12 protein-coding genes are annotated in these 11,095 nt (G+C 65.9%); 6 read left to right on the top strand and 6 right to left on the bottom strand.

The genetic code is table 11. The features are described from left to right. Nucleotides 1–78: 78 nt before the first annotated feature. The 6 genes from ABD024_RS16285 to ABD024_RS01375 all read left to right on the top strand — a co-directional run bounded on the left by ABD024_RS16285 (nucleotide 79) and on the right by ABD024_RS01375 (nucleotide 7,635). Nucleotides 79–273, top strand: coding sequence for a ribosome modulation factor (locus tag ABD024_RS16285; protein ID WP_425543109.1), 195 nt, complete (start codon nucleotides 79–81; stop codon nucleotides 271–273). A 410-nt stretch (nucleotides 274–683) separates the two neighbouring features. After that, nucleotides 684–2,681 carry a TOL_0244 family TonB-dependent receptor gene (locus ABD024_RS01395; RefSeq protein WP_343848902.1) on the top strand — a complete coding sequence of 666 codons (1,998 nt, stop codon included), beginning with the start codon at nucleotides 684–686 and terminating at the stop codon, nucleotides 2,679–2,681. Nucleotides 2,682–2,749: 68 nt separating this feature from the next. Continuing rightward, nucleotides 2,750–3,280 carry a TOL_0243 family YfiR-like periplasmic protein gene (locus tag ABD024_RS01390; RefSeq protein ID WP_343848901.1) on the top strand — a complete coding sequence of 177 codons (531 nt, stop codon included), beginning with the start codon at nucleotides 2,750–2,752 and terminating at the stop codon, nucleotides 3,278–3,280. After that, nucleotides 3,277–6,117 carry a sensor histidine kinase, YfiR-like protein-associated gene (locus ABD024_RS01385; protein WP_343848900.1) on the top strand — a complete coding sequence of 947 codons (2,841 nt, stop codon included), beginning with the start codon at nucleotides 3,277–3,279 and terminating at the stop codon, nucleotides 6,115–6,117. Before ABD024_RS01390 ends, ABD024_RS01385 begins: the two co-directional genes overlap by 4 nt. A gap of 139 nt (nucleotides 6,118–6,256) precedes the next feature. Then, nucleotides 6,257–6,415 (top strand): hypothetical protein, encoded by a 159-nt coding sequence (locus ABD024_RS01380; protein WP_343848899.1) that lies wholly within the window; start codon nucleotides 6,257–6,259, stop codon nucleotides 6,413–6,415. Continuing rightward, nucleotides 6,412–7,635 (top strand): EAL domain-containing response regulator, encoded by a 1,224-nt coding sequence (locus ABD024_RS01375; protein WP_343848898.1) that lies wholly within the window; start codon nucleotides 6,412–6,414, stop codon nucleotides 7,633–7,635. The genes ABD024_RS01380 and ABD024_RS01375 overlap by 4 nt, the downstream gene beginning before the upstream one ends. Nucleotides 7,636–7,792: 157 nt before the next feature. Here the strand turns inward: ABD024_RS01375 and mnhG are convergent, their stop codons facing one another. The 6 genes from mnhG to ABD024_RS01345 all read right to left on the bottom strand — a co-directional run. Beyond that, a complete protein-coding gene (mnhG, locus tag ABD024_RS01370) occupies nucleotides 7,793–8,146 on the bottom strand; it encodes a monovalent cation/H(+) antiporter subunit G (protein ID WP_343848897.1) in 354 nt (117 codons plus the stop codon). After that, nucleotides 8,143–8,424 (bottom strand): K+/H+ antiporter subunit F, encoded by a 282-nt coding sequence (locus tag ABD024_RS01365; protein WP_343848896.1) that lies wholly within the window; start codon nucleotides 8,422–8,424, stop codon nucleotides 8,143–8,145. The genes mnhG and ABD024_RS01365 overlap by 4 nt, the downstream gene beginning before the upstream one ends. Further along, nucleotides 8,421–8,909 (bottom strand): Na+/H+ antiporter subunit E, encoded by a 489-nt coding sequence (locus ABD024_RS01360; protein ID WP_343848895.1) that lies wholly within the window; start codon nucleotides 8,907–8,909, stop codon nucleotides 8,421–8,423. Before ABD024_RS01360 ends, ABD024_RS01365 begins: the two co-directional genes overlap by 4 nt. After that, the gene (locus ABD024_RS01355; RefSeq protein ID WP_343848894.1) at nucleotides 8,906–10,504 is read right to left on the bottom strand and encodes a monovalent cation/H+ antiporter subunit D; all 1,599 of its coding nucleotides are present in this window, start codon (nucleotides 10,502–10,504) and stop codon (nucleotides 8,906–8,908) included. The genes ABD024_RS01360 and ABD024_RS01355 overlap by 4 nt, the downstream gene beginning before the upstream one ends. Continuing rightward, complete coding sequence (locus tag ABD024_RS01350) at nucleotides 10,501–10,842, bottom strand: Na+/H+ antiporter subunit C (RefSeq protein ID WP_343848893.1); 342 nt, start codon at nucleotides 10,840–10,842, stop codon at nucleotides 10,501–10,503. Before ABD024_RS01350 ends, ABD024_RS01355 begins: the two co-directional genes overlap by 4 nt. Next, the coding region (locus ABD024_RS01345) for an MnhB domain-containing protein (RefSeq protein WP_343848892.1) at nucleotides 10,842–11,095 on the bottom strand (254 nt) is incomplete at its 5' end. The genes ABD024_RS01350 and ABD024_RS01345, both read right to left, overlap by 1 nt.

Below are 11,095 nucleotides of genomic sequence, written 5' to 3'. Positions count from 1 at the left end.
TCAGCGGGCTTTTTCATGGCTACAGCTTTGGCACGCTGACATTCCCGACATATCACGACGCCCATCGAGGACGCCAACATGGTCAAGGAGAGCGGAATCCAGTATCCGCTGAAGGCTTGGATAGAGGGCCATTACGCACGCGACTGCAACGAGCCGCGAGAAAAGTGCCCCTACGAGCATGGCTCCTCGATGGCTCTTGCCTGGCACAGGGGCTGGTGCAATCGCGAGCAGCTGGAAGTCGCGAAAGACTCGGAAGCTGAAGCCAGCGACTAGCCTCGGCGCATGGCACTGATCGCGCATGGGGACCACGCGCCATCCATTGCGCTCGATCATCACTGGGGCATGCAAGCCGGAATAGTGCGCGCGTCCTGATCGGCGGACTCGCGACGCCCCGGATCGGTCGAGTTGCACTCGGCAACTGCGATCTTGTTAGTGGCGCTGCGCTTATCCGCCGGGCTTGGCGATCGCGTCGAAAACGCGGTTGCGGGCGGCGCGCGCCGACTGCGTCCGCCGCGTCGAGTCGCCCGCGCTGCTGGACAGGTGCTTGCTGCTGCACTTATAACTCCTCAGGGGCAATCGGAATATATCAATCCCGGGGGCGGCAGCCGTCGAGGCTGCCGAAATTGCAGATAGAGATGGCATCGGGGCCGCACGAGCGATGCGGCTCAACGGAGATTCCAGCCATGCATGTGCCGGCCAAATCGGACGACAGGTTCCATGCCATTTACCGGCGCCCCTCGCGGATTGCCCTCTTCGCTACCGTGATGTTCGGCCTGCCGGCTTTGCCAGCGTACGCCTCCATCCCCGACCTGCCTGCGCAGCCTGAAGACCTGACCTCGCTTTCGCTGGAAGAGCTGGGCAGCATCAAGATCACGTCGGTCTCCAAGAAGCCCGAGCATCTGTCGGACGCCGCGGCGTCAGTCTTTGTCATTACCACGGAGGACATCCGTCGCTCCGGTGCGCGCAACCTCCCCGAGGCGCTCCGCCTGGCACCCAACCTGCAGGTGGCCGAGGCCAGCGCCGTCGGCTATGCCATCTCGGCGCGTGGCATGAACGGGAGCAACAACAGTGCGCCGAACAAGCTGCTGGTCCTGATCGACGGCCGCTCGGTCTACTCACCGCTGTTTTCCGGTGTGTTCTGGGACGCGCAGGACGTGATGCTGGAGGATGTCGAACGCATCGAGGTGATCAGCGGCCCGGGTGGCACCTTGTGGGGTGTCAATGCGGTCAATGGCGTGATCAACATCATCACCCGATCGGCCGAAAACACCCACGGCGCGCTGCTGACGACCGCGGTGGGCAACGAGAGTTCCGACCTCGGCTTCCGCTACGGCGCGACGCTTGGTGCGAACGGCGATTACCGGGTGTATGGCAAGCACACGCGCTGGCTCCACGGCAAGACCGCGGACGGCACCACGGTCGATGATGCCGGCCACCGGAGCCAGGTGGGTTTTCGCACCGATTGGCACTACGCCGTCGGTCGCTTCACGGTGGAAGGCAATGTCTATGACGGTTCCGAACAGCAACCGGCGCCCGGCGCGATCGCAATCAGCGGCATTGGTTTCGTGCTGGGGGACATCTCCAACTCGGGCGTCAACCTGACCGCACGCTGGAATCGCGCGCTTGCCGAAGGTGGCAGTCTCGATCTGCAGGCCTACTACGACCATACCCGGCGCACCGTGCCGCCGACGTTCGGCGAGCGACTGGATATCCTCGACTTCCAGCTGCAGCATTCGCTGCGGCCGCTGGGCATGCATGCGCTGGTATGGGGGGTGAACGCCAGGCAGAGCCGGGACCGCGTGGAGAACCTCAGCCCCTATTTCGCTTTTCTTCCGGCACAGGCGCGCCAGCACTGGACCAGCGTGTTCGCACAGGACGAGATGACGCTGGCCAGCGACCTGCGATTGACGCTGGGCGCGCGGCTGGAGCGCAACGACTACACCGGCACCGAATTCCTGCCCAATGCACGCCTGGCCTGGAAGGCCGCGCCAGGCCACCTGTTCTGGACAGCCGTGTCGCGCACCGTGCGGGCGCCATCGCGGCTGGATCGCGATGCATATATTCCGGCCGTGCCGCCTTATCTCCTTGACGGCGGTGGTCCGGTGCGCTCGGAAGTGGCGAAGGTTTACGAACTGGGCTACCGCGGGCAGCCGACACCGCGGTTTTCGTGGTCGGCAACGGTATTCCACAACGATTACGACCACCTTCGCACCCAGGAAATCGACCCCAGCTTCACCCACCTCTTTTTCGGCAGCCTGATGGAAGGGCAGTCCAACGGCATCGAGTGGTGGGGAACGTTCCAGGCCAGCCAAAGCTGGCGCCTGAGCGGCGGCTTCACCGCACTCGACGAGCACTTCCGGTTGAAGCCCGGCAGCAACGACGCCGCCGGCCCCGGCGCGGAGGGCTTCGATCCTTCAAATACCTGGCAACTTCGCTCGAGCTGGACCCTCGGCAGCGACGGTGAACTCGCCATCGGCTTACGCCACGTCGGCGCGCTGGCCAGGGACGACGTGCCAGCGTACACAGCCGTCGATGCACGCCTGGGCTGGACGCTGACGCCCGGCGCCGAGATTTCACTGACCGGCCGCAACCTGTCCGGGGGCCACGGCGAGTACAGGCCGCGCGATCTGCGGCGCGAAATCGGCCGCTCGGTAATCCTTGCGCTGGCGTGGGCGATGTGACGGCCTCTTCCGTGGTTTTCCCCGTGTTCCGCTGCGTCAGGTATTTGCTGGCGTGCGCGATCCTGGCCATGCCGCTGGCCTTTGCCGCCACGGTCAACGCCGCGCAACCGCCGGCGGTCGAATCCAGCGATCCCGCGCTGCGCGTCAAGGCGGCCTACCTGTACAAGTTCGCCGGCTACGTGGAGTGGCCACCCGAGGTCTTCGCCACCGAAGACAGTCCCATCGTCGTCGGAGTGATCGGGGATGACGACCTCGAGGAGATTCTCTCCCGCATGATCGTCGGCAAGACGGTCAACGGCCGCCCGCTGGTGACCCGGCGGCTGGAAGCCAATAGCCCTCTGCAAGGCCTGCACATGTTGATCGTGGGCGCACTGGACGCGCCCACGCTGCAGGCCATCGGCGATGCAGTCAGGGGCAAGCCCGTACTGGTGGTTTCCGATGCCAGGCAGGAGCGGATGCTGGACAGCATGATCAGCTTCGACCTGGTCGACCACCACCTGCGCTTCAACGTGGCGCTCAAGCCCGCCGCAACCAGCGGCCTCAAACTGCGGGCCCTGATGCTCACCGCAGCCCGACGGGTGACCCGGGACGACCCGTGAAAAACACGTTCCGTTCCATCCGGGTCAAGCTGCAGGCCATCGTGGTCTTTGCCACGGTGGCGGCGCTGCTATGTGCCACCCTCGGCAATATTGTCGGCAACGTGGTTTCGTACCACTACCGCCATGTGAGCGATGTAAGCACGACGGCGGAACTGCTCGGCCGCATGACCGCGCCGGCGCTCCAGTTCGACGACCAGCGGCTGGCCAGCGACAACCTCGCCCTGCTCGCCGCGCGACCGAACGTCCGTTCGGCGGCAATCTACACCGATGACAATAAACTCTTCGCCACCTATGCCGCCAAGGGCCAGCAGGGCACCTTTCCTGCGAAAGCCGAGCGCGACAGAACCCGCATCGCGGGCACCACCTTGGTGGTAACCCGGCAGATCGTCAAAGATGGCACCACCCTCGGCACCGTCTACCTACGGGTGGGCTACAACCTCGTTGGCATCATCGCGGGAGCTATCGGAGTGGCGGTGCTGGTGGGGTTGTTCGCCACCGGAATCGCTCTGATCCTGATCCGGCGCATGGAGAAGCTGGTCACCGCGCCCATCGCAGCGGTGGCGTCCATTGCGCGCGAGGTGGTGGAGCAGCAGGACTACTCGCGACGCGTTGCCAAAACCACCGATGACGAGGTCGGCGAACTGGTCGATTCGTTCAACGACATGCTCGCCGAAGTGGAACGGCGCGCAGAAGCGTTGCAAGCGTCCTACCGCGACGTGCGTCGCGAGGCGGAGGAGCGCCAGCTGGCCCAGCAAGAGGTCATGCGACTCAATTCCAGCCTTGAACATCGAGTGCACGAGCGCACCTCGGACCTGCAACGGGCAAACCGCGAGCTGACGGCGGCGAAGGCCGCAGCCGACCAGGCCAATGGCGCCAAGTCGAGTTTCCTGGCCACCATGAGCCATGAGATCCGCACCCCGATGAACGGCGTGATCGGCATGATCGACGTCCTGCAGCAGACCAACCTCAAAGGCCATCAGGTCGAGATGCTCGACCTGATTCGCGAATCGGCTTTCTCGCTGTTGACTGTGATTGAGGACATCCTGGATTTCTCCAAGATCGAATCCGGCCGGCTGGAACTCGAACAGTCACCGTTCTCGTTGCGCGAGATGACCGAAAACGCCTGCGGGATGCTCGCCAACGTTGCCTTGAAGAAAGCCGTCTACCTGACGGTCTTCGTCGACCCGGCAATTCCCGCTACGGTTATCGGCGACGCCCTGCGCCTGCGCCAGGTGCTGGTCAACCTGGTAAGCAATGCGATCAAATTCTCCAGCGGCCGCGAACGGCCGGGCCGCGTTGCTGTGCGCGTCCGGCTGGCCGGTCATTCCACGGACACCCATGTCGCCGTGGACCTGGACGTCATCGACAACGGCATCGGCATTGACGAATCGACGCGCGCGCGACTGTTCACCGCTTTCAGCCAGGCGGACACCTCCACCACCCGGCGCTTCGGCGGCACTGGCCTCGGGTTGGCCATTTCGCGCCGATTGGTGGATTTGATGGACGGCACGCTAGAGTTGCAAAGCGAACCTGGGCACGGTTCGACCTTCAGCGTGCACTTGGCGCTGCAGCGGGCGCAGCGGGAAGCGATCGCCCGGCCCGCGCCGGAACTGGCCGGACTTCGCTGCATGGTTGTCGGCGGTGCGGACGCACTCGCCGCCGATCTGGTCGCCTACCTCGCCGACGAGGGCGCGCAGACACACCAGGCAACCGACGTGGCGCAGGCGTGCAGCCTCATGGGCGCGCTGCCGCCGGGACAGTGGATCGGGGTGATCGACACGACTGATCCCGCCACCGACGACGAATCCCTTCGCACGTTCAGGCAACGGGCTCCGGAATATGGCTTGCGCATCGTCGCCATCGGCCGAGGTTCGCGCCCCAAGAACCCGACGCGAAACACGGACATCGTTTTCGTGGACGGCAATGTGCTCACCCGCCGCCGTCTCTGCCGGGCCATCAACCTGGCCGCCGGCCGCGCGCCGGTACCGGCGCCCGCACCGGCGGGCCGGCGTCCGGGGGAACTCGACGTGCCCTCGCGCGAGGACGCCCGCCTTGCCGGTCGGCTGATTCTCGTGGCCGAAGACGACGGGACCAATCAGAAAGTCATCCTGCGCCAGCTCGCGCTGCTCGGCTTTGCCGCCGATGTGGCCTCCGACGGCAGGCAGGCGCTGGAACTCTGGCGCAGCGGCGACTACGGGCTGGTACTTACCGATCTCCACATGCCGTCGATGGACGGCTACGAACTCACCGCGGCGATCCGCGCGCAGGAGCAGGGCAGGCAGCACGTGCCGATCGCTGCGCTCACGGCCACGGCGCTCAAGGGCGAATCGGAGCGCTGTCGTGCCGCCGGCATGGACAAGTACCTGACCAAGCCCCTCCAATTGGCCGACCTGCGCACGGCGCTGGACGAACTGTTCCTGCCGCTTCCCCGGCCGCTCGAGCCGCCACACGGCACAGCGTTCGAAGAATCGACCACCGTTGCGGTGGACGTTGGTGTGCTCGAAGATCTTGTCGGCAACGATCCGGCCGTCATCTTCGATCTGTTGCAGGGCTTCCAGGACAACGCTGGCAGGACCGCCGACTTGCTGAAGGCCGCGTGCAGCGCTGGCGATATGGCCACCACCATCGAGCAGGCGCACCGGCTGAAGTCCTCCGCGCGCACCGTCGGCGCCCTGGTTCTGGGCGCGCTCTGCGAAGAGATCGAGACCGCCGGCAAGGCGGGGGCAAGCGATACGCTGGCCCAACTGCTGCCGGTATTTGAGCGCGAGTCGGACGCCGTCAATGCCTTCCTCGTGGCTTTCCGTCAGTCCTCCCTGCACGAAGCGGCCCGGAGTTAGCCACGTCCGGTTGCAAGAACGTCCACGAGCAACAACGGGCGCAGCCCGGCAGCGCTGGAGGTAAGCAAGTATGCCGAAGCCCTCGGCACGCAGCATAGGTCTCCCGTTGGGTGATACTTGCGCCGAGCTGGAGAACAGCTTGCGCCTTGATGACAAGGCGGTCACCGAAGGGGCCATCGCCACCTTCGAAGCCGCGACCGAAGAGCTGCTGCCGAAACTGCGAGAGCAATTGCGGCAGCTGAGGGGCCTGTCTGCGCTTGGAAGCGAATTCGAATGTATCTGGATGAGGCGACGATGAAGATTCTGCTGGTAGACGATGATCCGTTTGTCCTGAAACTGCTTTCCGTCCAGCTGCGGACTTTCGGGCCAGCGCATATGGAAGTGGTGTGCCACACCAGCGGGCAAGCTGCCCTGAACCTTCTGGAGCACGACAAGCAGATAGGCATCGTCTTCTGCGACCTGCAGATGCCCGAAATGGATGGCGTGGAGTTCGTCCGCCATCTCGTGCGTCTGTGCTACACCGGCAGCCTGGTGCTCGTCAGTGGCGAGAACTCCAGGACGCGGCAGGCCGTCGAACAGCTGGCCCGTGCGCATGGGCTGCATGTGCTGGGGACGCTGGGCAAACCGGTGACCACCGAGTCGCTGCTTCAGCTGCTGGGCACAGCGATTCGGGTCGTCCCTCCGCCGAGCCCGGTGGCACGGGCCCCGTTGTATACGCCGGCCGATTTGCAGTTGGCCATCCGCCAAGGTGAACTGCTCAATTATTACCAGCCCAAGGTGGAACTGGCGACCGGCAGGGTGGCCGGGCTGGAGGCGCTGGTGCGCTGGCAGCATCCGCGGGATGGTCTGGTGTTGCCCTGCCACTTTGTGCCCATGTCCGAGGAGCACGGGCTGGTGGGCTATCTGGGCGTTGAGGTGATGCGTGAGGCATTGCGCGACCTGCGCCGCTGGCTCGATGCAGGACATCAGCTCGACCTGGCGGTCAATGTGCCCCTGGGGAGCGTTTCCTCGCTCGACTACCCCGACTTTCTGGTCGAGCAGGCGCACGCGGCTGGCGTGCCACTCCATCATCTCGTCCTGGAGATCACCGAAAGCCGATTGATGGACAATCCCCAAGTGCAGCTGGATGTACTCACCAGACTGCGCCTCAAGCAGGTGCGGCTTTCGATAGATGACTTCGGCACCGGCTACTCCTCCCTGGCGCAACTGCGTGACCTGCCTTTCGACGAGTTGAAGATCGATCGCGGCTTTGTCCATCAGGCTGCCCGCACGCCATCGCTACGCGCCATCCTGGAAGCCAGCCTCGGCCTGGCCCAAGAGCTGGGTTTGCGCACGGTCGCAGAAGGCGTGGAGGAACGTGAGGACTGGGATCTCCTGCGTGCGTCTGGCTGCGACATGGTGCAGGGATTCTTTGTTGCCAAGCCGATGCCGAGTGACGAGGTCGAGGGTTGGTTGGCCCAGTGGGAAAGCCGACGAAATACCTTGTTCGCCGGCGCGCTCCACCTAGGCGACAGTTGAGCTGTGCCGGACAGGTTTCATGCGGGCCACTCGGCGCCAATGATCCGAGGCTATTTGGCGCCACGTCGCGCACGCGAGGTCGCCTGCTCGCGCGGCCAGCGCGCCAGTTGCCCCAAGCCGCGCGACAACAACCAGGGTTGACAGCGCCACCCCGCGCTCACTCGGGCGGCGACGCCTGCGGCACGTCGGCCGAGCCTTCCTCGCGGTCGCGGTACAGCGCGGCGCGCACCAGCAGCATCAGGGTGATCGGCGTGGTCAGGGTGAGGAACACGCCGATCAGGATCTCGTAGAAGATCGGCCGGCCGTGCAGCACCGAGAAACAGGTGATCGAGGCGGCCAGCATGAAGAACGTGCCCAGCGTGGTGCCCAGGGTGGGTGCGTGCACGCGCTTGTAGAAATTCTTCAGGCGCAGCAGGCCGAGCGAGCCGACGAAGGCGAGCAGCGCGCCCAGCAGCATGAGGACCGCCACCAGGATCGCCGCCCACGGCGGCAGGGCATCGAGATGGCTCATTCGATCACCTGCCCGCGCATCAGGAATTTCGACAGCGCCACCGTGCCGGCGAAGCCGAGCAGCGCGATGATCAGGCCGGCCTCGACGTAGAGCAGGCTGCCACTGCGGATGCCGATGGTCAGCAGCAGGATCATCGCGTTGACGTACAGCGCATCCAGCGCCAGCACGCGGTCCTGCGCGCGCGGCCCACGCACCATGCGGATGATCGAGAAGCTCATCGCCAGCAGCAGCAGGATCTGCGCAAGGATGATGGCGGCACCGAGCAGGCTGTGGCTCATTGGAAGATCTCCAGCAGGGGGCGCTCGTAGCGCTGCTTGATCGAGTCGATCCAGCTCGCCTCGTCGACCAGGTCCAGCACGTGGATCAGCAGGATGTTCGCGCTGGAGTCGTAGCTGACCCAGATCGTGCCCGGCGTGGAGGTGATGATGCACGCCAGCACGGCGAGGCCGTAGTGGTCGGTCAAGGTCAGCGGGATCGCCACGAAGCCGGACTGCATGCGGCTGTCGCGGCGCAGGATGATCCGGGCCACGGCGATGTTCGAGCGCACGATGTCGTAGACGACGCGCACGAACAGCAGGCCGAGCAGCGGATAGTTGCGCAGGCGCGCCTTCGGCGGGCGCAGCAGGCCGAACACCTTCGCCAGCGCGACGCCCAGCAGCGCGCCGAGCAGGATCGTGCCGGGCGCGATGCTCTGGTTCAGCAGCAGCCAGATCAGCAGCAACAGCACGGACAGGATCGGGTACGGCAACCAACGCCTGGTCATGGCGGCGCCTCCGCGGTCGGCAACACCTGCTGGATGTACGCAGCCGGCGTGTGGATCTGCCGCGCGGTGTCGCGCAGGTAGCGCAGCGGCGCCTCGGCCTGCACGGTCAGCAGCAGGCACAGGCCGAGCAGGACCAGAATGGATGCGGTCTCGCCGAGGCGCACCTTCGGGAACAGCCGCTCGGGTTCGACCCAGAAGATCTGGATGCCGGCGCGGCACATCGCAATCACCGTGCAGAAACCGGCCACGATGATCAGGGTGAACAATACGATCGCGCCCACGCGCGGGCCGGCGGCGAGCATCGGCGCCAGCATGGCGAACTTGGCCAGAAACCCGGACAACGGCGGCAATCCTGCCAGCAGCAGCGCGCAGGCGAAGAAGCTGCCGCTCAGTAGCGCGATCGGCGCGGAGATCACCACCCGGCTCTCGTCCTCCTGTGCGTACAGGCCCTCGCCCGCCGACGCTTCGCCCGGCTGCTCGTACGGTTCCAGGCTCAAGCTGTCGTCCGTGTCGTCGTCGCCGTCGGAGGCGAGCAGGCCGGCGACCAGGAAAAACGCGGCGATGGCCAGCGTGGAGATCACCAGGTAAGCCAGCGCGCCGGCGGTCACCGCCGGCAGTTGCAGGCCGATCGCGCCGAGCAGGGTGCCGGAGGAGATCACCACGTTGTAGCCGGCCAGCTTGGCCAGATCGCGTGCGCCCAACATGCCCACGATGCCGGCGACCACGGTCGCCACGCCGCCCCACAGCATCCAGCCGCTGCCGAAATGGATCGACGCCGGCCCGGCGTCGGCGCCGAACAGCAGCAGGCCCAGCCGCAGCAATACATAGATGCCGACCTTGGTCATCAGCGCGAACATCGCGGCCACCGCCGGCGACGCGGCCGCATACGTGCGCGGCAGCCAGAAACCCAGCGGCCACATCGCGGTCTTGATCAGGAACGCCACACCGAGAATCGCCGCACCGGCATGCAGCAGTGCGCGGGTGCGCTCGGGCACGTGCGGGATCAGCTCGGCCAGCGCCGCCATGTTCAGCGTGCCAGTGACGCCGAAGATCAGGCTGACCCCGAGCAGGAACAGCATCGAGGCGGTCAAGTTGACCGCGATGTAGTGCAGCCCCGCGCTGACCCGGCGCGCGCCCGAGCCATGCAGGGCGAGGCCGTAGGACGCCGCCAGCAACACCTCGAAAAACACGAACAGGTTGAACAGGTCGCCGGTGAGGAACGCGCCGTTCAGGCCCATCAGCAAGAACTGCAGCAGCGGCTGGAAGTGGCCGCCGCGATGCTGCCAGCGACCCAGCGCGTACGGCAGCAGCGCCAGCGCGAGCACGCTGGCGAGCAGCACCATCAGCGCCGACAGCCGGTCGGCCACCAGCACGATGCCAAAGCGTGCCGGCCAGTCGCCGATGCGGTAGACCGCCGCCAGCGCGCCGTCGTCGGCCACCGCCAGCATCAGCGCGGCGGCGAACGCGACCAGCGCCGCGCACGAGGCGATGCTCAGCACCAGCACCGTGCACCGGCGCTTCTCGCCGACCAGCAGCTGCAACGCGGCGACCAGCAGCGGCAGCACGATCGGCGCGATGATCAGGTGGTTGCTCACGGCGTGCCGTCCTCGCCGTCGACGTGGTCGTTGCCGGTCAAGCCGCGCGAAGTCAGTAGCACTACCAGGAACAGTGCCGTGGTGGCGAAGCCGATCACAATCGCGGTGAGCACCAGCGCCTGCGGCAGCGGGTCGGCGTACTGCGCGATATCGCTGGCGGCGTCGCGCAACACCGGGTCGGCGCCGGTGCGCAGGCCGCCGATGGAGAAGATGAAGAGATTCACCGCGTAGGAGATCAGGGTCAGCCCGATGATCACCTGGAAGGTGCGTGGGCGCAGCAGCAGCCACACGCCGGAGGCGGCGAGAATGCCGATCGCGGCGGCAAGGACCAGTTCCATCAGCCCTGCCCTCCCGTCGCGGCCGGCGCACCCGTCACGTGGCGCGGACGGCGCAGCGACTGGTGCGCCAGCGCGATCAGCATCAGCGTGGTGGCGCCGACCACCACGCTGAACACGCCCAGGTCGAACAGCACCGCCGAAGCCAGCGGCAACTTGCCCAGCACGGGCAGCTCCGCGTAGCGGAAATACGAGGTGAGGAACGGATGGCCAAACGCCAGCGAAGCCAACCCGGTCGACACCGCCAGCAACAGAC

Origin of the sequence: Rhodanobacter soli, from assembly GCF_039523495.1 — a bacterium.
GTDB lineage: Bacteria > Pseudomonadota > Gammaproteobacteria > Xanthomonadales > Rhodanobacteraceae > Rhodanobacter > Rhodanobacter soli.
This window is presented reverse-complemented; position numbering and strand designations above follow the sequence as displayed.

Excerpts from the sequence above, each read along its gene's own strand:
- ABD024_RS16285 (WP_425543109.1), top strand. The coding sequence starts at position 79 with ATGGTCAAGGAGAGCGGAATCCAGTATCCGCTGAAGGCTTGGATAGAG.
- ABD024_RS01395 (WP_343848902.1), top strand. The coding sequence starts at position 684 with ATGCATGTGCCGGCCAAATCGGACGACAGGTTCCATGCCATTTACCGG.
- ABD024_RS01390 (WP_343848901.1), top strand. The coding sequence starts at position 2,750 with ATGCCGCTGGCCTTTGCCGCCACGGTCAACGCCGCGCAACCGCCGGCG.
- mnhG (WP_343848897.1), bottom strand. The coding sequence starts at position 8,146 with ATGAGCCATCTCGATGCCCTGCCGCCGTGGGCGGCGATCCTGGTGGCG.
- ABD024_RS01360 (WP_343848895.1), bottom strand. The coding sequence starts at position 8,909 with ATGACCAGGCGTTGGTTGCCGTACCCGATCCTGTCCGTGCTGTTGCTG.
- ABD024_RS01375 (WP_343848898.1), top strand. The coding sequence starts at position 6,412 with ATGAAGATTCTGCTGGTAGACGATGATCCGTTTGTCCTGAAACTGCTT.
- ABD024_RS01350 (WP_343848893.1), bottom strand. The coding sequence starts at position 10,842 with ATGGAACTGGTCCTTGCCGCCGCGATCGGCATTCTCGCCGCCTCCGGC.
- ABD024_RS01365 (WP_343848896.1), bottom strand. The coding sequence starts at position 8,424 with ATGAGCCACAGCCTGCTCGGTGCCGCCATCATCCTTGCGCAGATCCTG.